We start from the raw sequence: 20,874 nt of genomic DNA on the forward strand, positions 1-20,874 counted from the left end.
GTAATGAATCATTTGTATCAGCGGACTCGGGTTACCGTGGCGTAGAAAAGAGGACAGAAACAAAGGATAGGAAAGTCGATTGGTTAGTGGCAGAGATGCCTAGCAAGATACGTGCTTGGAAAAAGCATCCCCGTCTCAATAAGCAGCGAATCCGAACGGAATACTTAAAGGCGAGTATCAGAGCGAAAGTTGAGCATCCGTTTAGAATGCTGAAATGTCAGTTTGGGTTCCGCAAGGCCGTCTACAAAGGCCTGTCTAAAAATGATAACAAGCTCGCCGTGCTGTTTGCGCTTGGAAAGATCCTGCGTGTTGATCAAATGATACGAGCGGCGCGGGGTTAATCCGTCAAAATGACGGATTTTAGCTGCTCAGAGCAGCGTAATAGTGAGAAAACTGGGGCTAATTGGCTCATTTGAAGTATTGTTGGCGTGCGGAGCAAGTCAGACCAAAATTACCTGACTTGTTCGTAGTATCCTTAAGAGGCATTTATGAATGCGTTTGAAGCAATGATCGAGCTAGCTTCACAAGAAAAATGGTGCTGGAATTTAAACTGTTCTACCTGTGGTCAAATTCATTTTCGATTTGGTCTAGTTGAACTAACTCGGGGTAAACACCCTCTTGAAGATAATTGGTTGGTGAAAAAACAACAAACAAATTACTCAGTTAAAATTGGGCAATTCCCCTATACTTTTACTCCAGAACAACAGCGTAAAATAGTTGATATCTGCATAACTACCGACCTAGTAAAGATTTCAAAAAACTGCGTATTTCCTGATTGGCTTGGGTATCTTGGTCTAGTATTAACATTTACAAAAAGTGATCCATTGATATACAAGAAGCTTTGCACAGCCTGGTCAAGTCAACTAGCAAGAATGGTTCGTACGGATTCACTTATTTATAAAAAGCTTAACGATGCAGCATTAGGAGTTTCCGTTTTAGACATCAAAGATCTAGAGCATTGTGAGAATAACATCATTTCTCAACATAAATATTTTTCTAGGGTTTCTAGTCGCTGATATTTGCACTTAAAAAATCATATCCGCATCAAGTATTGAAACATCCTAGAAGAAAAATCATAGCAACCACAAAGTGCTAAAATGGTTACCTTAAGGCGCATTACGCTCATTAAAGTAACCAATATGGAACATTATTGGTAAAGCTGTTTTAGATGGATACGCTCAATTATTCCCCGAAATTTCTTCCGTCGCCTCCTGACGCAGTTTCTGAGCATCCATTCCGTTTAGCCTTTCAATAGCTCTGTCTGCGGCACTTTGACGGTTTCCATCCACGTTTAGCGTACTTCCTGAGCCTGTGAGTCGTTCCAGATCCAGTGACGGTACTTCGGGTAGGTTGCCTGTTATTGACAAGATACCTATCCATTCATCCAGATTGACTTGGCTCCAATCTACCTGGTTTAACTGACTCGCGGTCAAACCTTCACAGTTTGGAGACTTCGCACTGCCCCAGCCAAGGCCCAATTGCGGACGTACTTGCTCCTGAATGATCCGTGAAAGCGGCGAAGTAAAGCAGCAATATGATTGCCGCTTCTCAACACAGGCTCCTAAGAACTTAGACTTGCAATAAGAGCCTATATAGTGGCAACTCTTCAATACCCGCTTGGCGTTCATTTCAAACTCACTCTGCTCACATTTCCAGATAAGTTGAATGAGGATCATGGTGACCGAATAAATCATGTAGGCCGTCATAACCGTACTCAGAACCGCGCCCGCAGCGCCCCCCAGGGCAAAGTTACCGCCCGAAACGACACCATCGGCTCCAACCGCGCCACCAACGTTACTAAACAGTGCCGATTGCGCCCCCGAACCAAAGGTCGTACCTACCCATTCAGCCGTCTTGTTGGTCAACACCTGCATAAAGCCAGTCGCAGCTTGCTCCGCTCCCGCACCAGCAGCCGTTGATGGCCCAGCCCCCATGAGAGAGTCCCATGCAGACACAAAAGGCTCTTTAACCGCACTCCAGGTACTCGTGATTGGTTCCCTAAGCGTATTCCACGAACCATAGATTGCCGAAGACGGATTCATGGCCATGACTGCCGTATCAAGTTTGTTAACCGCCACTATCATTGTGATGTAATCTGATAACGACACGCCACTTGGCTTTTCACAGCAATCCACTATGCCGCCAACGGCTTTTTTGCACTGGCCTGCATTACCTTTAAAAACCGTACACTCGACGCTATCTTGGCCATCAGCGCCCGTGCATGACATATCATTGGTCATAAACTGCGCCGCATTAAGCATTGCAGCGGCTTCTGCAAAATTAGCCTGCTTGATTGACTCTGGCTCTAGACAATCAGTGCCCATACAGCGAACTGGCCCCTCACAGTTGTATTGAGTTTCCATTCGAGCGTTTTGCACTTCAACGCTTTGTCCGCAGTCATACACCAAACTTTGGATATAACAGAAGCCTTCATGACCAGCCCCGCCTTCAGTGCATTCGGTTCTGACATACTGACAGGCCGGGTTTTGCTCTAGCGCGGCACACGTATTGGTGGTCGTATTTTGTCCGTTATTGACGATGGTTTGTGTATTACCATTGGCATCTACCCAGCTATCTGAGCTGCCCATGTTGAACTCTGGATGAGCAGTCGAAGCATTGTAGGTCGCTCTTGCCCTCCAGCATGAGAGCCCCAGTCCATCAGAGCTGCCACGACTGGTTAAATGAGCAGGAGAAGAAACAACAGCCGGATAAAGACTTCCAAGATTGGCCAACTCGCTACTACCAGCCGTTAACCCGTCGATTCGTTTTGTGCTCGTATCCAAACACTGCCACTGCACCGCAGTGAACTGATCCGTTTGCATCAAGCATTGGTCTATGCCCGGATCACTTGATTGATGAACAACGTCTTGCTTTAAGTATTTGCCAGAGAAGGTCAAGGAAGCACTCAGTTTCGCAGGAGCCAAACACTTCTGAACTTCTCGGCTGCAAGTATCGAAATCGACTTTGTTCCAGCCGGACTCACATCTGGAACGCGTGACTTCCTGCGGTTCATGCCACGAAATAATCGACCCATTAACGACCTTGCACAATGAGCCAACCAAGGTTCCTTTTGGACAGGTCATTTCAGGGTATTTAATGGACGGTTTCGTCTCTGTGACCGTCTCCTTGTTGCCCGTCAATGAGAGTGTCGTTTTCCAGCCATTTGCCTTGGACGGCGACTCGGTGATTTTTATCTCAGTATTTTGATTATCAAACACTCTCAGCGTCGCGTTTGCAGTTTGCATAGTGCTGCTGTGCTGTGGAACAAAGCTGAGCGTTTCAGAGCTAAAGCAACCGCGCTCAATAGACCAGCTTTGTTGATGGGTTTCAGCGGATACACGTCGCTCTAACTGACACTGAGTAAGCGTGCTGATCTTCTCGCACACCTGGTAATCCGGTACATGCTTGGTTTCAGTAAATGGCATAATCGTCTGAGTAGGCTCACAGGCCTCAAAACTACTCGGCATAAGGTTGGATACCACACACTTTGGATCGCTGGTTTGCAATCCACAGTCATAGGTATCGGTAAAACGATTGCATTCGCCTTTATCATTGGTTTCGGCACATTCTGACGACATGAATCCACAGGAAGGATTCGCTTCAAGCACTTGGCAGGCCAGATTTTCAATCCCCTTATAGCTTTCATCATCCACACTGACTTGTACACGCCGACACAAAGGCGATATGCCAGCCACTGGGCTTGGGGCAAAGTAGGATTCACAAACTGAAACACCATTGACCACCGTACAGCCGTTGGTTGAAGAAGGCTGATCCGTGCATTGAATGCTGTAGTCTGAAAACTTCGTCGGGATATCCGCTGCTTGTTCGATACAGGACTGTGGTGACCAACTATCATTCATCACCACCTTGGTTGGATCAAAGCGCACCTTGATGCGTGCATAACCCTCACCACTACCCGTTACCGATACGCGAATTTTTACCGGCACTTCTAAACCGGGCTCTACCGCTTTTAGCTTGGCAGTGAGATCGGTATTTGGATTGCGCTCCCAACTGGTACTGAGTTCGCAGCGACCTGCCGTTTCTGGTGGAAAGTTATTGTTCGGCCCAGACCAGACTTTCTGATCGCCAAGCCAAACTTGCATGTAGTCATCCCATTTGGCGTACTCAAGAACGGCTGAGGTAATCGCATCGGGATTCACAACTTTGAGTGTGATGGCCTGTTCAAACACCTTACAACGGCCACTCCAGTAGTTGTCGCCAATTCGTCCTATCCAAACTTCAAGACACCCCTCACCACAAGAGCGAAGGTTCATCGGCCCTGAAACATGCTCAATGATGCCTGCCGTGTAATCGTGAGTAATAGTGCAGCTGTTAACCGCTGTATTGAGCCTGTCACATTGCTGGTAATTTGGGCTGCCTTCACCTTGAGACTCACAGCCGGGGAAGCTTTGGGTTAATAAATTGGGGTCAGTTTGAACCGCATCAGTTAATGCCCAAAGCGGATCATTGACCATATCTGGCCGAGACCTGTCTTTGATTTGCTGGAGCGAGCGAAACGCCTCACCCGTAGCGCCACTTTCGGATGCCATGCTCTCTTGGCGCTGCGTCCCCAATTGATTCATGCTGGCATCAGAACCATAAACGCCCGTTAAGACATCCAATGAGCCCTGATCCATACCAGGGAAAAGCTCTTGCAAGTTAATTGTCTCATTTCCACTGCCATTCGGCACCGACAATGTATTGCCATTGAGTGCTGGCATCGTCCAGTTTTGCAGTAATTGCTTACCTTCTTGTTGTCCGCTTAGGCCGGATTGGCGCTGCACATCAGCGGCCACACCATGTAAGGGCAAGCACGCCATAGTGATTGATAAAATACCCGCTAACACTCGGGTAAAAAGTGTTGGTTTCATAGTTAACCTCCCGAGTTACAGCAGTCTTGCCAGCGCCACAAAATGTAGAGCGCATCTTCACCGGCACCGGGGATCGTTCGCCACTCTCCCCATTTCATGGTGCTTTCACCGATGACATGCGCACTTTCAGTTTCCGGTACAGGGAAGAACATACTCATCTTGTATTGGGATTTCGGCAGCATGGGTTCGATAACAGATCGGCATAGCGCACTGTTCCCCATTGTTCGCCTAGCAAGACCACGCCTGTGTTGAGCCGCGATTGCTCGCGCCGCTAAGTGGCTGGTGTTTTCTGCTAATGAGCCAAAGGCTAAGGTGTGGCCAGATAAGGGATAGAGATGGCCCCAACTGCCAGCACACCAAAACAACTGGTCGATGGGTTTACCAAGCGTTGATGAAGCAGCGTCAGCGGTACAAGCAGATATAGCCAATGGATTGGCAACGGCAGCCGCTTCAGGCTGAGTAAAAAAGGCCAGTTCATCGTTCAGCCACGTTGGGTCCAATTCCGACAAATACATCAAGTCAAAGTCCATGTAACCATCGGCATTGCAATTGCCATCCATGAACAAATCGAGCATGACCAAAAGCGGAAAGGCGTAATAATGGTAATGGTAGAAAGCGAGATCACCGGTATCGTATTCACCCTCGCCATGACCACCTTGCAGTCGCCTGTCACCTAACGGTAAACGAATCCCTCCCAGGGAAGGCGAGCAACCCGGCGTTCTGACCAGTTCAATTAAACGCGCTGGCTCCCACATGCTGGTAACAATACCTGGCCTTGGAACGCCTAAGTTATCTTCACATAAGCAAAATGACTTGTTTGATGCGCCGCTTGGGACACTGCCAGAGCCAAGAGGAAGACCCGCAACTCGGATAGGAAAAATGCATGACCAGCAAACATCCGTCAGCAACTTACCCGACAATAAACCCGCGTCTGGGCAGGTCAGTTCGGCTTTTGCAGGAATAGATGCGCCTAGGACAAATATGACAACGAGAGTTCTCAAAAGACGATACGTATTATTGAGCTTTTTCATGAACAAGCTCCTTTGCTGGAATTTCTTCTATTTCAAACGCGAGCCCCTTTGCTTGAACAAACGATGGGGTGACTTGCAGATCAAAGCGCTGCGCTAGCGAGGTATTGAGAAGGTAAACCGGACTATCCAATGTCTTTTCGAGCGCATTGAGGCGATTCCAGCCTTGGGCACGGTCGAGCTGCGTGGTGATAAGCGTAATGCGGCGCAGTGTCCTATCTTGCGTCTCAAGCCAATGCGCTACTGCGTCCACTTCTTCAGCGTTCGACGCATTAAACACAACAAGCTGCTGAGTGAACGGCAAGGCTTTTAGCGGGTTAATACGCGTTCCTGGTGGGATCAATGTTCGGCCATTGGCATCCAATAGTGGCCGCTGCATGACGATGGTTGGATCAACCATTCTTATCCGATACTGCGTGGCTTTGGGTAACTCAGTAAATGTTTGGCGAGACCAGAAACGCTCAATGGCTTTTTTCTTTAACGCACTCAGGTCAATCGACTGTAAACGCTGCATCGCCACTTGCATCAAATCCGGTTCTAAAATCGAATGAATAGGACCGCGTTGACCCAATGAACCGGTATTGCCTGTTTCAATTTGACGCTGCAACCAGTCCTTGCTGTAAACCCCTAGTGCACTTGCAGTCACCTTGTCATCTTCTATGAGGAAAATGGCAGGCACGCTAGTTACCCGCCAGTGCACAAAGGCTTTCGGATCGATTCGAACCTGAGGAACAGGATCAAGCCCCGTCATCAGGGTATGCCAATCACGGATAGCCGCCCCCAAGGTCTTTCCTTCAGGAATTCCCCGAAACAACACAATAGCGCCGGTAGCACTGGCCTCTTTAAATAGCTGCTTCAGTGAGGCATTTCCCAGTGAAGACGACGCAAAAATCAACCATTCATCGTTGTGTTTGAGCGACTCAGGTTGTTCAATCGGTGAAAAAGGCTCGATAAATTCAGATGAACCATCCACAGCACTTTGTAAAATGCTGCGGCTCATTTCGACGATCTTTTTGTCTTCGTCAGACAAAGGATAAGACTCTTGTGCCCAGGACACTTGAACCCAAGACAATTGAGCAACCAACAAGAATAAGAGACATAGTATTGTCATCATCCACCTCCTACCAAAGCGGCCAAGCGCGACCAACAATCTGCTCGCGCTTAACGGCATTCCAATAGCGGGAGTCAAAACTCGTTGCAGCCTCACCGGAAAACCAATATTCGTTTTCTTGCAGCGTCAATGAGCGGCTAAATTGTGATTCCGCCACACCAAGACGCTGGGCTAATGCCATGCCGGTAGAGACTTCAGCACCGTTCACCAGTACATGCTCAGGCGTCACCTTGACTTCATCCCCTGGCATCCCTGTTAGGCGTTTCAGCATCCGAGTACCGTCGTTATATAACGGAGCGAGTCCTTTTGAGTGGAAGGCATACAAACCATCCTTAACGGGCTCTTTATTCCATAGGTCAATCAGATACACCGTGGTATCAGGCAGGCAGCGCTCTTGCTGGGTATCAATACCTATTCGGTAGCGCATCATGGCGTAGGTGCCTACCATGGCCATGATTAACGCAAGAATGGTCAACCGAATGAGATATGGCCGCCAAGGCATTCTTTTACGGAGTATCTGCATGAGACACCTCCTTTGAGCCTACTGGCACAAATACGGAATCATCAGCACCCACCACCGCCTGGGCATCCAGCACGATAAAACCGGCTGCTTTTAGCTTTTCAATTTGCTTATTGGTCTGAAGCAACCTGGATTCGATGTCTTGTTCGCTGGCATTGGGGCCCAGTGACAACACCGCCTCCCCAAAATCCACGACTGCAATGGGCGTACTTAACGCCAACTGGCTGTGAATGGGTTCGAGTGTTTTCATTAAGAGCCAGCTGGTCATTAAACCGCTGCCTGCAATAGACAAAGTAATAGAGGCCATAAATGGCCAAAGCGTGGTCTTATTCATAGCCTCGCTCCTTCAACAACTGAGAAATGGCATCAGCAACAGAAAGGCCTTTGCGCGTTAACTGCTTAATCGCGTTTACATCTTCTGCACGGGACGAGTACAACAGCTTGTGAAATGGATCGACGATGAGACGGCCAATCCCGGTGCCCATTTCAGTAATAAAGAAAATTTCGGAATAGACACCAGTGACGGTATGAACGGTTTTCAGGTATTCATAGCCGCCTTCACCTAATGGCAAACGACCTTCTTTTTTGAGCGCGTTGATGGTTTCGGCTTTTTGACCAAGCAGGTACATATTGGCCGAGTTTTCAGCGATGGCTTTACCTGTAGGGCTGTCATACAAATCGTTGACCGACTGCGTTACCGTTACAGCACTGCCGCCATATTTTCGAAATCGACGGTAACCCGTCTCGATGAACTTACCGACATCACCTTGAGTCAGCAGATCCCAGGCTTCGTCAATGAACACAATCTTGCGACGATCCCGCTCACCTAAGTACATCTCTTGTTGGATTTGGTAGATAAGCTGAAGCAACACCACTTGTTGTAGGTGCTTGCGTCCCTTGAGCTCTTCTAACTCCAAAACGGTAAAACGGTTTTTGAAGCGAATATTGTTGTGGCCATTAAAGAAGCGGCCATATTCGCCCTGTGTCGTAAACGGATAGAGCTGCTCACCCACGTCTTGCACACGTCGGTCTTCGTGATTTTTTAAAGCCTCTGCCACATCATCAACCAACATGGCACGACCTTTTTTCTCCCACAGTTCACGAGTCTGACGCTTTAGGTTGGCCATCTGAAAATCGGTTAATGACTGCGTAGGTGCGGCCATTGCGGCCAATAACCCAACCAGTACATCCGCTTCTTCGTCATAGTCCTCAACGATTTCAAACGGATTTAAGCAAATGCCACTGTCCCGCCCGAACTGTAAGAACTCACCGTCATAGACTTCACACAGCTTTTCATAAGAGCGGCCAACATCAATCACCCAGCATTGCCCGCCTTCAGATAAGTAGGAAGAGATGATTTCGTTCACCAGGAAAGACTTACCCGACCCTGATTGCGCCGCGATGCAACAGTTGTAATTACTGCCCGAGTCATAAAGGGACACACTCATGATCTGGCCATTACGGGAAACAAAGTTAATCACTGGCGTGCCTGTACCTTTCCAATCCGCAAACAAAGGCAACAGAGGGATCACATGCCGTGTCGCCATGGTCTTGAATCGAAACAAGTCGTTCATCGCCTGGCGGTCAGCACCAAATGGCAAGGCATTCAGGAAAATGGGCAAACAGAAGTACTTGTCTTCCATCAGCTCAAATCCAAGTTCTTTGAAATAGGTTCGAGCATTTGAAACAGAGCTGATGGACGCCTCTTCCGTTGGTGAAAACAGCGTTAAGGTCAAATTTGCCCGAATAGGACGATCACCTTCTTGCAAAGCCTCAAAAAGAACATCAAACCCCTTTTTCTTGGCTGCAAGCACCGGCACAAACTTGAGCATTGGGCCATAGGCCTGATTGACCGCCCATTGACGCTTCGTCTCTAAACGAGATCGCATGGCCTCGGCTGAAGGAAAGTGAATGGTGACATTCAGCAAAAAGCTTCCGCGTAAACCGCGACTACCCGTCATCATATCGCCCGCAAAACTTGCGGCATGACCAAACCAGATCCGCTCAGGCAAGCGCTTAAACGATAAGGTTTTAACTCGGTAATCACCCAACATCAGACCTTGGCTATCCACTTTGATAGCTCGGTCATAATCCAACACTTGCTCTCGAAGTGGTTTATCTGCCTCACTTCGAATGAGTGATGGATTGCGCCAGGAAGCATCTTTTCCCCAGTTAAGCTGCGCACTTAATGCTGCGAGCCAATTTCGGTCGGTCATCTCAGTAACACGAAAACCAACCGTTGCCAACGCTTGCGAGAAAGAAGCCCGCAGCGCGGATGCTCGACTCAATTCACGTTCAGTCGGCATAGGACTTTCCAAAGGCAATTTGCAGGTGACGATCAGTTGAAAGTTGCGCACCTGAGTCTGGGTCGATTCTTCTATCGGTTGAACCGTGCCCCCATCGAGGAAATCCGCACGTTTGCGTATCGACGCCCTAAGCAATGGATCGGATTGACGATGCCGTAAGCCCATCATGCGCTGAAGGTCGGTTTGAATATCAGGGGATGCGTACAGGCCAAATTGCAGCAAAGTGTCTTTTGGCCAGTCGTTGTTAAGTAGAACATTAACCCTGTCTGCAACAGACTCATCACCACCAGGCAATGGGTCACATAGAAAACCAAAGCCAACACTCTGGTCTTCCATGAAAAACAGTTGCTCATCGTCTGAATAGGCCAATACTGGCAACAGCTCTGAAGCGCGTTGCCCTGAATACAGAGAGGCTTTCATTAACGCCCCTCCAACCAAGCAGAAAGATCATAAGGACGGCCTCGGCTGATGCGACCATCATTGGCGACGATGAAAGGCACACCTTGAATGCCCAGGATTTGAGCCGTCACCAAGGTACGCTGCATTGGTTCTAAGTTGCAGGCATCATCCTGTTCTAGGTTACCAATCCGGCCATTGAGCAATGCATCGGTGGCCGCTTTTTTGTCACGCGCACAGCCAAGCTGGCGAACCTGACGCTCTGAATCAGGACCAAGCACTGGCACAGGGAGTATTTGGAAGGTGTATTCTTTGGTTAACGGTAAGGCTTGTTTCAAAAGCTCATGGCAATGCGGGCACCGGGGGTCAACAAAGACCACCACTTTCTTTTTGCCTTCGCCCAGCGTCAGTGGGTTCAAATCATCCATTTTTAAGCCAAGGCGACTTAAATCCAGCGAGTTTCCCGCTTCTCGAATTTCTTCAAGACTGGTAAGCGGCTTTTTGGACCAGGCATCATAGAGCGTGCCATCAATGACGAACCGGCCACTGTCTGACATGAAAACAATACGGCCATTGCTTTCGACCGCTTTCATACCCGTGACAGGTAAAGAAACCATGCCGTCAATTTTGCCAACGGGCGACACTTCAGACACGGGTTCAGCTTGAACCAAAGGAGATAGCGCAAGCGCCAGAATAATTGGAGATAGTTTTCGCATGAGGAGTCCTCGTTAATGTAAATAGAGGCTCCAGTCTATGCAGTTGTCCTATGTGGACTCGGTTAGATAGATTGAAGAATTGGATGCCTTGCTAAGGTGCCACTTGTTGTTGCGCACTATTAGTTCAGGTATAGCTTTCATTCTGGCAGCCTTACAGGCTTCCCCCAATTCATCTAGTTTATATAAACCCGCTTTTTCACACTCTGGGTGTTAAAATTCATCACTGTGTAAACTAACCAAGTCCTTTTAATACCTCCAGAAGTCAAGTTGACAAATTTGACACCTTTTAGCGTCATTATTGTACACTTGTGCTCCGTGAAAATTAAGTCTACACTTATGACATGTTTAAGTGTCATCCTTGATAACTAGAGGCGTATTGTGAAAAAGGCTGAGGCAATTAAAAAGCTCTTAGAATATGACAAGCGTGGTCGCTGTGTTTTTACTAATTCAGATCTGGCGAAAATCTTTCATCAAGATAATGAACGAGCATTGCGTGCGGGAATTAAACGTTTGCAAGACGATGGCTTACTCACCCGAATCATTAATGGTGTGTATTTATACAATTTAGCGCAGTCGAAAGGCAGCGATACGTTGGAGCAAATTGCTAAAACTATTCGACGTGGAGAATATAACTACATTAGCCTGGAGTCTGCACTTTCTGATTTCGGTGTTATTTCGCAAATTCCAGTAGATCGCTTAACGGTTATGACAACGGGGCGTTCCGGTGAATTCAAAACACCTTTGGGTACAATTGAATTTACGCATACGAAACGAGATCCAATCGATATTATAGAAAATACCAGTTTAGTCGGCAGACCACTTAGGTTAGCAACGAAACAAACTGCATACAGAGACTTAAAACGAGTTGGCCGAAATACACATTTAGTAAGCAAGGATGGGCTATATGAAAATTGATCAAGAAAATTTCGCGCTATTGGTGAATAAAGCAATGCAGGTTGAAAATGTATCTCATATGCGTTCAGTGATAGAGAAAGAGCTCTTACACTACGATATTTTATTTGCGCTAGAGAAAGGTGGACTTCTAGACAAACTAACTTTTCAAGGTGGCACGTCGTTACGACTTTGTTATGGAGGCAATCGTTTCAGCGAAGATCTGGATTTTGCTGGCGGGAAGGATTTCAGCTCAGCAATGTTGGCAGACATGAAACATTGTATAGAAAAGTACATTGGCGAACGCTACGGGCTTGAAGTGACAGTAAAAGAACCAAAGGATCTAAAGCAAGATCCCAAATATTCTGAATTGAGCATTGATAAGTGGCAAATAGCGGTAGTGACTTCTCCTGAGAGAAAAGATCTGCCAAAACAAAAAATTAAAGTAGAAGTGGCAAACATTCCAGCCTATACAAGAGAGCCCCAACCTCTTCAAATAAACTATGATTTTTTGCCTGATGGATACAGTGATACGCTAATTTTGACAGAAAGCTTGGATGAAGTCATGGCGGATAAAATCATTTCCTTGCCTGCCACTACAAGGTATGTGCGCCACCGAGATATATGGGATTTAGCTTGGTTACAGCAACAAGGCGCGACACTCAATATGGACTTAGTTAAAAACAAGGTGTCAGATTATAAACTTGAGCACTTCAACAAAATGTTGGAAAACTTTCTAGACCGACTTCCTGGTATTGTATCTAGTGAAGCGTTCATTGCAGAAATGAAACGTTTCTTACCAACAGATGTATTTGATAGAACCCTAGCTCAGGATAAGTTTCAAGTTTACCTGCAAAATACTTTGGCGAAACTATTTAAAATTGTGAGTAACGAATTACTAGGCAACGTTACTAATAATGAATTTAAAATGTAAAAAATTGGGTCCACAAAGCAGTGACTTTGTAGACCCAAACCTTTTAAAGGTCTCTATTCAGTTTATCAAGTGCCCAGTAAAACGGCGCTGATTGCTGGAACAGTTGTGCCAATGACTTCTTGAGTGCTGGCAACAACAGGTAAAGTTGCAGACATGACACTTTCAACGACTGTTGGCGTATTGTAGAGACCCATACCGCCACCAATGCCCAAGGCAAAGGCCATCAAGCTTTGGCGAGCGATACCGCCCACAATACCCACCAGAACCATGGCTCCCGCTACGATCCGTCCCAAAGTACCTTGGGTCCAATCTTTTAGGGTATCCCACACATCAGTGAAAGCACCACCACCGGTGCCCGCAAATGAGGGCTCCGAAATCATTAACGCCATCAAACCAAGCGCACCAATGGTCATTAGGCGCTGAGTCTGAATGCTGCGAACTGCATTTGTCATTCGTTAGTTTCTCCGTAGATACTCAAGTTATCGCGCTTACCATCAGCTCCCGCTGAGGCTGAATCGCTTTGAGTCTGAAGTGGACGTAGCACTGGCGAAACCGTTTGAGGTGCTGACACCCCAATATCCCACCGGCGCGGTTCAATTTCGGTAAACACGTAGCTGGATAAATTCAGATCTCCACGGTCATCCTCCCAAGGCGCAATCCAAATCCGCATCACCCTCGAAGGAATGCGAATCGGTGCAGATTGCTGCGTCTCAGGTAATGCTGGATGGCTCAGCAGTCCTGTCTCTAAATCAGATTGTGAATACCCAGAGGGAGAACCAATTCGAGTCGCCACAGCATCAATCGTCTTGGGTGCAGCTCCATTACTTGTAAGCTCATAGACTTCACGAGCGGATAAACAGCGCACACCGTCAGGCATACCTGGGCATCCATATTCACTACTCCCAATACCCAATGAACTACAGCCAGACAATAAGGTTGAGCCGACTGCCAATAAAAGTAATCCAGCTTTAGACCACTGTTTTGACTGGTGCTTTGGGTTGTTCTGCATTGATGTCGTCATGGTTAACTCTCCTCTGGATACACATCTTATTGTCTGAAACGGACTTCGATCGGTTAGCAACATGCAGGATTTTTTCATCTTCTTGCACCTCCCCCTTGCGAAGTGGCCAACGACAACGAGGCACCACGAGTGACTATGACTTCAATTTTCCTTGCAGCGTCTACCTCTATGACTGGGAACATATTTTCAGCCATGTCCAAATAGAACTTGGCCACTCGATCCAATGCTTTACCTGTGCCTTTAATCGCAGCGCCTTGTAATGCTTCTTGGCTCATGACTTGCTGGTACAGCTGAGTATCACCGGCATTATCCGTCTGAATCGTCGGAACAGGATTCACATCAAATGCGCCTGCCAAGCCCTGAAGGAATCCGGCCATCATCGATTTGGCCACCAGCTGCCCTTGTTTCGACACTAATCGGCCACGAATACCGGCTTTGCCGTCTTCACCCACGGCATAAGAATCCAGTCGCGTTTCAATGACGCCACCATCCTCTCTCACACATGAAATGGTCTCGCCTCGCAAATAGGCACGCTCAGAGCTCAAATCACCGTAACCTGCGGCGATCAAGAAACACTCTTTTATATCCGCTCTAAATCGGTTGGGTAAAATGGCCTCCTTTTGAATCCTCAGCAATGCAGGAAAAGGTTCGCGTCTTGCGGACTCGTGAGTAGGTGTATCCAAACCCGTGATCAAAGTACCCGAGATAATGCTGCCTGCCGGTAAATACAAAGGCGGCGCGTCTTGCACAACAACGTCTGGTTCGGCAACCACTTCAGGCTCAATCATACGAATCGTGATTGGCGGCAATGGAACATCCCGAGCTCGTGTACCTTGGCCATTGGCTGGCTGCTGATAGAGCGGATCAGGCAGCGGCGCATTGGCAAAATAGTCGTCTGGGTTAGACGGCAGTGGCTTTTCGTCTTTAGGCAATTCCATGGCAGATAAAGGCACTTCGAAACGGCTATTTGTGCCTTCAACTGCTGCATCACCTCCAGCGCGAACATCATCAAGTTCCGCTCGAAGGCGAGCCAACTCCGCATTGACCTCACTGGGTATAGAAGGCGAACCTGGGCTTAACCGTCCTGAGTCAACGTCACGACGCAAGCGTTCAACTTCTCGGCGTAACTGCTCGTTGCGCTCACTGAGTAGTTTCACGTTCGCAGCCAAACTATCGACCCCAACATCACGAGTATTGGTATCCGTAAGAATGTGCCGGATCGTTTCCTGTCGGTTCCGACTGCTCGCGCCATCATCAGGATTAGGTGAAAACACCATCACCATAAGAATGAGACCACCAGCAATTCCAGCAACCGATAGGCCCCGCTTCATATTCGGGCTCATTTGTTCCCATTGTGCTTTCATCAAAGCTCACCTCCCACAAGAAGCGAAGGTCGCTGACTTTCCACCGCTTCTTCACGATGATTGCGTACAACCACATACAACTCAGTCTTTTCACCCGGCAACAAGATATTGCGCGGCCAGTAGGCGCTTGCCACTATATCTGCTGTATGACAGGCTATTTCACTGGCTTCTATCGGCTCATCGGCAAAGCTTTCAACCAGTCCTACATAGACGGTGAAGTAATGTCCCGTCACAATTTGCCCCTGCTTAAAACCAAACTTTAAACCTGGCTGAAAACATTTCGGGCTTGTGTCAGTTTGGCCAGCTAAACGGATGTCATAGCCTTGTGGTAACTCATTTAGTGCAAGGCGTCTGAGTAAATCACGTAAGCTATCGACGTATGGCTGAGCCGTTTCCCAAGTGGCGGCTTTTCGGTTCACGACGCCCTTAATAGGCCACTGCTGACCATCAATAGCTAAGGTGATTTCACGCGGTGGAATACGACGAGGTACTAAGGTGACAGATAACGCAGGCGCTTCCTGACCAGGCGGAGTGATGTAAAGTGAAACCGGTGATTCTTTGTCCGTGGCCACATATACAACATTCCCCTTGATTTGCGTCTGAGCATCACTGGTTGTTCTCACCTGAGGCGATTCAAACGGCGTTACAATCCGATTCAGATGACCAAGTGCTACAGGGATCAGTTCATTAACACCCGGTGTCATCAGTAGCGTTGTTGGCGCATCGGTTGCAACCGTATTGCTTTGAACCGGTGGATTTGCAGTAGCAGACTGCTTCATCACACTGGCTGGCACAATTGGCAATTCCACGTCTGCATACGACGCTTGAGATAACAGGACGCCACTCAAGCTCATTGCGATTAAGCTTGGTGTCATCCATCGACTAATTTTGGTTCGCATCATTCACCCTCCGGTTTTGCTCTTGGGTCAACTTTTCACGAACTCGCTTCGTTCTAGCTTGCCCCTCATACGTATCCATCCAGCTAAGTTTTGGACGGTATTGCTCAATATCGATATCAAACTCATAGGTGCGAGTTTGGCGCTGCTCATCTCCAGATGGTCCAGAGACCAAGGAATAACCGGTCACAAAGACATGGCCGGTTTCATACTCATACTCCACTTGTCTGGGTTGGAATTTGAGCGTGACTCGGTCTTCGCGGATTTGTCTTGCCTGAATCTCCAGTGCATCGACCACTTGCTGGTACACCGCTGGAGAAAGCAGCGGCTCGATAGCAACCCGGATAAAAGACACATTACCCGGTGTCACGTTGCCCATAAGCTCAGCTAGGTAAAGTCCCCAGGACTCCAGGTAAGGTTGAGTGGCTTGGTTTCGTGACACTTCAGCCGTTTCAGACAAGGTTGGTGGTTGAATAGCTACCACGGTATTGCGAGAAAATGCCGCTACCGCAAGCAGCAAGTTAGATAGCACCAGCACCGCAATCAGGAACCGTTGCCATCGGTTCTCTAATTGCGTGCCTTGCCATGATTTTAAAAACACGTCGAACTTCACGGCAGATAGCTCCTGATAAATGGGTTAGGGATTGTCTTGGCTTTGGTTGGCAACAGCCCGGCCCAGTAGATGGCGTGAAGAATAAAACCATCTGGGCGACCATCACGAAAACGCCGATAGAGCTTGGTTGTCACCAACCCCAACAGGCATAAAACCAAGGCATTACCGGTAAAAATGCCGATCACTAGCCCCAACAGAATGGGAGCCATCTCATCGGCACTCCAAAGCAGGAAGTGCGGCGGGTCATCGATATAGGACGGAATACTCACAGGTTCCATAGTCACTCCTCGTTGTTTGAATTGAGAAGTGAAGGATGCCTTGGGATTGGCAGGTTCAGTGGTCAGCTAGATGCCGAATTCTTGAAGGTTTTGAGGGTTCTACTCAGACAATACTAACAATTGATCTTTTTGATGCGGTTGATATGATGGGGATATTGGTCGTGTCGAGACCAGCTGCCCACTTTAGCAAACCCGGACGGGACGACATGCATATCAAATTTATTTTTTGCTTAGGTTTTTTCTGCGACCTCGGCAGTGGGCACCGTATTCGCTAATAGGAGAAACTCAATGCAAATTACTAAAATCATTTCCTCTGCCACGGTTGAACGTTTAAAGCAAAAAGCACGAAAGCTTAAACGTGAAAAATCTATTCCACACACTCAAGCACTCGATGAAATTGCAATCTCTGTTGGTTTTAATCATTGGCATCAGGTTGTACAAGCTAATGACGTACTGAAACCAACAGAAGTGGCATTATCTTCAGGATGTGTCATGGCTTTTGATGTCAAAGATGGTATGGATGTCGATACCAGTGATGGAATTTTAATTGAAGACCACTTCTTGGAGATGCTCACTGAAAAGCAGCTATTCGAAATTTATGCCAATTCCCCTGATGAGGACGACGAACAAAACAGGCCGCTAAAAGAAACGCTATCGGATTCAGAGCTTCATGAGTATTTTCGAGATTATTGCTCATTCATGTACTTCCGTCTTGCCGAGCCTCATGCAAACAAACCGCTGAAAGAAGTATTGGCTCTTATACGACAGTACTCGTTTTGGATGCCGCAATATATTTGGCTTCAAGGCCACCTTATTGATACTTACCATTTGCCTGCTGAAGACGAGAACGGTAATACCGTAGGCGTGAGGTTTTAGCTCTACAAGATGAGGCCTGACAGGCCTCATATCTTCTTCTGCAAGTGACTTAACGCCAACCCTGCCATCAATGCCAAGCCGATGATCAGCGACGGTAACACCACCGGTGGAATAGCCAGCGGGGCGAACAATCCCATAAACAGCAAAATGACACCTGAGCCCAGGATAATCATGCTGTAGCGGTGAATAATAGGGCTCGAAAAATCAAAGGTTGTCTTCTTAATCTTCCAGGTCATCAAGCCGTCCCACAGCGCCGGTAACATGAGAATAAGCGCAAAGGGCAACCAGACCATCAGCAAAGCAAATCGAGTGAACACTTGGTACAGCACATCAAAAAATGCCTGAATGCGGTCTTCTACCCAGACAAACCAAAAGCCTCCCATGTTCTCCATCCCTTTAGAGCGCATTCGCTGCTCTTCAGTGGGGATTAGAAAATTACGCACAGATTGTTCCATCTGCGTATCCACAACCCATGATTGATACCAGCCATGGCTAGTTTGACCAATCCAATAGCTTGTTTGTGCGCCCAATTGGTTTTGGATCATCTGCTTCTCTTTACTAATGACCCGGCCAGTCCAATCACCGGGCACTAACACGCTAATGGCAATAATCTCTAGCATCAGCGCCAGACACAGCAGCCAAACCGACTTATGCTTGCTCATGCCAAATATCCTCTTCTACTCGGGCCAGCATGGCTGCAACGGTTGGCGTCATAATTCGGGCTTTAATCACTTGTTGAAGCCGCTTTGTCGTCGTATGACCACTGACATAACGCACCTCGATGCGTCCTTCAGTCAGATACACCATCCGATTTGGACGATTACGAATCCAGGAGTGGAAATAGACACCATCCACAGCGGCCCACTCGAAATGGTCAGGATCACGCAGGCGAATCCCCGTTAAAGCACTGGCGGCAGTCCAGGTCAGTGCCTCAATGAAATGCCAAAGGCGTACACTGTCATCATCACAACTGACTTCTTCGTAACTGCCCAAACCATTACACAGACACAAATCAAAGATGGAATGGCCATCTAACGTGAACGCATCCGTTAAGTAGTCCGCCAAGCAATACACCGAGGCCAAAGCATGAGGCCAGTCGGTTTCAAGTAGTCTTAAGGTTTCCTTGAACTGGGGGTTATGTTGCTGCCACTGAGCGAGCATTTCTTTACTGGTAAGTGTTGTCATTTTCAGACAGACAGAATGATGCATACAGACTCCTTATGCTGCCTGTGTAGAGCTGGTTAAAATAGGAATGCGACCTTTGATCACGCGGCCACCTGAAAGCTTGGCGATGTACTCTAGGTTGGGGAGCTGGCCCAATAACTGCGGTGGAAACATATCGCCTTCTTCTTCCATCAAGCGCTCGCCATGATTGCCGGTAAACAACGCGGGGCTGTCCGAGTTGGACGACATACCTTGAGTTTGCATGATGTACTGCAACCGAGTCTTAGGCAGATTGTCGGTAATGTACTGCTGCGTTTCGGCATCCATCACCCGAAGGGCTATCAAGTTGTTGATGTTACCTAACACCTGGCGAGCTTTAGCTTCACTGCCTGTACGAGCTGCAAAGTCAGCAAAGGTCTGAGTAGCAATTACACAACGCATTTTTGCGCCACGGCCTTTGTTGAGCAGTTGAATGAAGGGATCGTTGACGACTTCAGCAGCCTCATCGATGAAGATATTTACGGGACGATTTTCAACACCATAGTTATAGCGGTCACCGGCCACGGCGGTGAGATCGGATAAAAGCAACGAACCAATGGCGCTGCCAACCATGGCGTCGGTCAATGAATCCAAGCCGATATAGGCCACTTGGGCATTGTTGATAATACGGCCAGAATCCGTAATTAACCGGCTGTCATCCACATCGTTTGCAATCGGTGATAGCAATGGGCCTAGTTCACTTGATGTGAGCATATTGAGTACCGGCATCAGTGAGGCCACCATCTTGGAATAGTGGGTTCTATCATGTTCAAACATACTCAATAGCCCCTCTAAATCAGTATTGGCGGCAACGGGCTGAATGCGTTCGTAGTAAAAAAGCAGCATCGCCATGGCTTGTTTTGCCAATGTATTAGCCTTTTCGGTAAAGCGCTTAATCTCCACACTAAAGTTCGGATACACCTGCTCACCCCAAGCCGTGACGGCTTTTACTACTAAGCCTTCTGGGCCACCTTCCAAGAATCTTCTCAGTGTTTTCAGATCAGGACGTTGTGAAGTAAGCAGCAGACCTTGCACGATGTTATTCAGTGCCATTTGTCCAAAGGCTTTAAATGGATCAGCCCCGGTTTCGGATGGGATTAAGGCCGCAATTCGGCTGGCAATTTCAGTGCCTCGGTTAAAGTTTCTCAGGGGATTAAGACGTACTGAATGCTCTGGAAAACCCGGATGAAAATACACAAAGCGCTCAGGACTACCGGCGGCAATACAGGCTCGTTGCGCATTATCCTTAAGTTCCTTGTCTCCCTTAGGATCAATAATAATCACGGCTTCATTACGCAAAATGGCCTGAGTGATCATCGCATCAAAGCATCGGGTTTTTCCGGCACCGGTCGTACCAACTATTAAGGTATGCCCCTCAGTGTGACCAACTGGCTGGTACACATCTTCTTCTTTGGGCTCAACACCATGAATCCAGGTTGAACCCATTTGCTTGCCGTGACCTTGGTTAAGCAAGGTTTGCTTATCCCGCTTTAGGATTTCATAAGCGCGTTGGGCATGACGTTGATCCCACTCAAAGCCATACCCTAACCACAATTCATCAGGATGTTTTGCCATCACCTTTTGCAAATGCGACAGCTCCATAAATGCCAATGGTTTGCCTTTTAGCCCCTTCTGTAATTTATAAAGACGGTAAGCCTCAGGAAGGCGATACAACGCCATGCCCGAGGAAATCCCTGTCATCCACCAAAATGGCTCAGGTGGTAACTCTGTCAGCATTTCTGCGGCAATTGCCCCAGTTGCCCCAACCAGCCAACCTGCTGCTGCCATGGCTTCATAGTTCGTGCGCCAGGGCATCTCGTATGCGTTTTCTTTCATTCATGCTCCGCAAA

21 protein-coding genes are annotated in these 20,874 nt (G+C 47.8%); 5 read left to right on the forward strand and 16 right to left on the reverse strand.

Translation table 11 applies throughout. From position 1 onward, the window contains the following. Positions 1-341: transposase (locus EOE65_RS04685; protein ID WP_164847018.1), on the forward strand; the 341-nt coding region annotated here is incomplete at its 5' end. A gap of 147 nt (positions 342-488) precedes the next feature. Then, on the forward strand, positions 489-1,016 hold the full coding sequence (locus EOE65_RS04690) for a hypothetical protein (RefSeq protein ID WP_127693162.1): 528 nt from the start codon (positions 489-491) through the stop codon (positions 1,014-1,016). Between the two features lie 162 nt (positions 1,017-1,178). Here EOE65_RS04690 and traN read toward each other — a convergent pair whose 3' ends face one another. The 7 genes from traN to EOE65_RS04725 are packed head-to-tail and all read right to left on the reverse strand — an operon-like array spanning position 1,179 to position 10,948. Beyond that, positions 1,179-4,871 carry a conjugal transfer protein TraN gene (gene traN, locus EOE65_RS04695; RefSeq protein WP_127693163.1) on the reverse strand — a complete coding sequence of 1,231 codons (3,693 nt, stop codon included), beginning with the start codon at positions 4,869-4,871 and terminating at the stop codon, positions 1,179-1,181. Positions 4,872-4,873: 2 nt separating this feature from the next. Beyond that, entirely contained in the window at positions 4,874-5,902 is a 1,029-nt protein-coding gene (locus tag EOE65_RS04700) for a TraU family protein (protein ID WP_127693164.1), read from the reverse strand. Continuing rightward, positions 5,886-7,013, reverse strand: coding sequence for a TrbC family F-type conjugative pilus assembly protein (locus EOE65_RS04705; protein WP_240656917.1), 1,128 nt, complete (start codon positions 7,011-7,013; stop codon positions 5,886-5,888). The genes EOE65_RS04700 and EOE65_RS04705 overlap by 17 nt, the downstream gene beginning before the upstream one ends. A 7-nt stretch (positions 7,014-7,020) precedes the next feature. After that, positions 7,021-7,533 (reverse strand): S26 family signal peptidase, encoded by a 513-nt coding sequence (locus EOE65_RS04710; protein ID WP_206052615.1) that lies wholly within the window; start codon positions 7,531-7,533, stop codon positions 7,021-7,023. Further along, positions 7,517-7,864, reverse strand: coding sequence for a plasmid-related protein (locus EOE65_RS04715; RefSeq protein WP_127693166.1), 348 nt, complete (start codon positions 7,862-7,864; stop codon positions 7,517-7,519). Before EOE65_RS04715 ends, EOE65_RS04710 begins: the two co-directional genes overlap by 17 nt. Beyond that, the gene (gene traC, locus EOE65_RS04720) at positions 7,857-10,256 is read right to left on the reverse strand and encodes a type IV secretion system protein TraC (protein WP_127693167.1); all 2,400 of its coding nucleotides are present in this window, start codon (positions 10,254-10,256) and stop codon (positions 7,857-7,859) included. The genes EOE65_RS04715 and traC overlap by 8 nt, the downstream gene beginning before the upstream one ends. Further along, complete coding sequence (locus EOE65_RS04725; RefSeq protein WP_127693168.1) at positions 10,256-10,948, reverse strand: DsbC family protein; 693 nt, start codon at positions 10,946-10,948, stop codon at positions 10,256-10,258. Before EOE65_RS04725 ends, traC begins: the two co-directional genes overlap by 1 nt. A 378-nt stretch (positions 10,949-11,326) precedes the next feature. On the opposite strand from EOE65_RS04725, the gene abiEi reads away from it, so the two are divergent. Both abiEi and EOE65_RS04735 read left to right on the forward strand, forming a co-directional pair. Next, positions 11,327-11,863 carry a type IV toxin-antitoxin system AbiEi family antitoxin gene (gene abiEi, locus EOE65_RS04730; RefSeq protein ID WP_127693169.1) on the forward strand — a complete coding sequence of 179 codons (537 nt, stop codon included), beginning with the start codon at positions 11,327-11,329 and terminating at the stop codon, positions 11,861-11,863. Then, complete coding sequence (locus EOE65_RS04735; RefSeq protein WP_127693170.1) at positions 11,853-12,773, forward strand: nucleotidyl transferase AbiEii/AbiGii toxin family protein; 921 nt, start codon at positions 11,853-11,855, stop codon at positions 12,771-12,773. The genes abiEi and EOE65_RS04735 overlap by 11 nt, the downstream gene beginning before the upstream one ends. A gap of 65 nt (positions 12,774-12,838) precedes the next feature. Here the strand turns inward: EOE65_RS04735 and traA are convergent, their stop codons facing one another. The 6 genes from traA to traL form a co-directional block, all read right to left on the reverse strand. Continuing rightward, complete coding sequence (gene traA / locus EOE65_RS04740; protein WP_127693171.1) at positions 12,839-13,225, reverse strand: TraA family conjugative transfer protein; 387 nt, start codon at positions 13,223-13,225, stop codon at positions 12,839-12,841. Then, complete coding sequence (traV, locus tag EOE65_RS04745; RefSeq protein WP_164847019.1) at positions 13,222-13,794, reverse strand: type IV conjugative transfer system lipoprotein TraV; 573 nt, start codon at positions 13,792-13,794, stop codon at positions 13,222-13,224. The genes traA and traV overlap by 4 nt, the downstream gene beginning before the upstream one ends. A 74-nt stretch (positions 13,795-13,868) precedes the next feature. Continuing rightward, on the reverse strand, positions 13,869-15,158 hold the full coding sequence (locus tag EOE65_RS04750; protein ID WP_127693173.1) for a TraB/VirB10 family protein: 1,290 nt from the start codon (positions 15,156-15,158) through the stop codon (positions 13,869-13,871). Then, the gene (locus tag EOE65_RS04755; RefSeq protein ID WP_420846520.1) at positions 15,158-16,060 is read right to left on the reverse strand and encodes a hypothetical protein; all 903 of its coding nucleotides are present in this window, start codon (positions 16,058-16,060) and stop codon (positions 15,158-15,160) included. The genes EOE65_RS04750 and EOE65_RS04755 overlap by 1 nt, the downstream gene beginning before the upstream one ends. Further along, positions 16,041-16,667 carry a TraE/TraK family type IV conjugative transfer system protein gene (locus tag EOE65_RS04760; protein WP_000667170.1) on the reverse strand — a complete coding sequence of 209 codons (627 nt, stop codon included), beginning with the start codon at positions 16,665-16,667 and terminating at the stop codon, positions 16,041-16,043. The genes EOE65_RS04755 and EOE65_RS04760 overlap by 20 nt, the downstream gene beginning before the upstream one ends. After that, entirely contained in the window at positions 16,664-16,945 is a 282-nt protein-coding gene (gene traL, locus EOE65_RS04765) for a type IV conjugative transfer system protein TraL (protein ID WP_000433891.1), read from the reverse strand. The genes EOE65_RS04760 and traL overlap by 4 nt, the downstream gene beginning before the upstream one ends. Before the next feature lie 288 nt (positions 16,946-17,233). Between traL and EOE65_RS04775 the strand changes: the two genes are divergently transcribed. Next, positions 17,234-17,821 (forward strand): hypothetical protein, encoded by a 588-nt coding sequence (locus EOE65_RS04775; RefSeq protein WP_012368385.1) that lies wholly within the window; start codon positions 17,234-17,236, stop codon positions 17,819-17,821. Between the two features lie 26 nt (positions 17,822-17,847). Here EOE65_RS04775 and EOE65_RS04780 read toward each other — a convergent pair whose 3' ends face one another. From EOE65_RS04780 to traD, 3 genes are read right to left on the reverse strand one after another with little or no spacing between them, the layout of a single operon-like run. Further along, positions 17,848-18,483, reverse strand: coding sequence for an IncC plasmid conjugative DNA transfer DtrJ family protein (locus tag EOE65_RS04780; protein WP_127693174.1), 636 nt, complete (start codon positions 18,481-18,483; stop codon positions 17,848-17,850). Continuing rightward, a complete protein-coding gene (locus EOE65_RS04785) occupies positions 18,470-18,982 on the reverse strand; it encodes a hypothetical protein (RefSeq protein ID WP_476739122.1) in 513 nt (170 codons plus the stop codon). The genes EOE65_RS04780 and EOE65_RS04785 overlap by 14 nt, the downstream gene beginning before the upstream one ends. A gap of 57 nt (positions 18,983-19,039) precedes the next feature. Beyond that, positions 19,040-20,860, reverse strand: coding sequence for a conjugative transfer system coupling protein TraD (traD, locus tag EOE65_RS04790; protein ID WP_032469909.1), 1,821 nt, complete (start codon positions 20,858-20,860; stop codon positions 19,040-19,042). Positions 20,861-20,874: the final 14 nt, after the last annotated feature.

Source organism: Neptunomonas marina (assembly GCF_004005935.1).
Lineage (GTDB): Bacteria > Pseudomonadota > Gammaproteobacteria > Pseudomonadales > Balneatricaceae > Neptunomonas > Neptunomonas marina.

Coding starts and splice junctions, on each gene's coding strand:
- EOE65_RS04690 (WP_127693162.1), top strand. CDS start 489: ATGAATGCGTTTGAAGCAATGATCGAGCTAGCTTCACAAGAAAAATGG.
- traN (WP_127693163.1), bottom strand. CDS start 4,871: ATGAAACCAACACTTTTTACCCGAGTGTTAGCGGGTATTTTATCAATC.
- EOE65_RS04700 (WP_127693164.1), bottom strand. CDS start 5,902: ATGAAAAAGCTCAATAATACGTATCGTCTTTTGAGAACTCTCGTTGTC.
- EOE65_RS04705 (WP_240656917.1), bottom strand. CDS start 7,013: ATGATGACAATACTATGTCTCTTATTCTTGTTGGTTGCTCAATTGTCT.
- EOE65_RS04710 (WP_206052615.1), bottom strand. CDS start 7,533: ATGCAGATACTCCGTAAAAGAATGCCTTGGCGGCCATATCTCATTCGG.
- EOE65_RS04715 (WP_127693166.1), bottom strand. CDS start 7,864: ATGAATAAGACCACGCTTTGGCCATTTATGGCCTCTATTACTTTGTCT.
- traC (WP_127693167.1), bottom strand. CDS start 10,256: ATGAAAGCCTCTCTGTATTCAGGGCAACGCGCTTCAGAGCTGTTGCCA.
- EOE65_RS04725 (WP_127693168.1), bottom strand. CDS start 10,948: ATGCGAAAACTATCTCCAATTATTCTGGCGCTTGCGCTATCTCCTTTG.
- EOE65_RS04735 (WP_127693170.1), top strand. CDS start 11,853: ATGAAAATTGATCAAGAAAATTTCGCGCTATTGGTGAATAAAGCAATG.
- traA (WP_127693171.1), bottom strand. CDS start 13,225: ATGACAAATGCAGTTCGCAGCATTCAGACTCAGCGCCTAATGACCATT.
- traV (WP_164847019.1), bottom strand. CDS start 13,794: ATGACGACATCAATGCAGAACAACCCAAAGCACCAGTCAAAACAGTGG.
- EOE65_RS04750 (WP_127693173.1), bottom strand. CDS start 15,158: ATGAAAGCACAATGGGAACAAATGAGCCCGAATATGAAGCGGGGCCTA.
- EOE65_RS04755 (WP_420846520.1), bottom strand. CDS start 16,060: ATGATGCGAACCAAAATTAGTCGATGGATGACACCAAGCTTAATCGCA.
- traL (WP_000433891.1), bottom strand. CDS start 16,945: ATGGAACCTGTGAGTATTCCGTCCTATATCGATGACCCGCCGCACTTC.
- EOE65_RS04775 (WP_012368385.1), top strand. CDS start 17,234: ATGCAAATTACTAAAATCATTTCCTCTGCCACGGTTGAACGTTTAAAG.
- EOE65_RS04780 (WP_127693174.1), bottom strand. CDS start 18,483: ATGAGCAAGCATAAGTCGGTTTGGCTGCTGTGTCTGGCGCTGATGCTA.
- EOE65_RS04785 (WP_476739122.1), bottom strand. CDS start 18,982: ATGCTCGCTCAGTGGCAGCAACATAACCCCCAGTTCAAGGAAACCTTA.
- traD (WP_032469909.1), bottom strand. CDS start 20,860: ATGAAAGAAAACGCATACGAGATGCCCTGGCGCACGAACTATGAAGCC.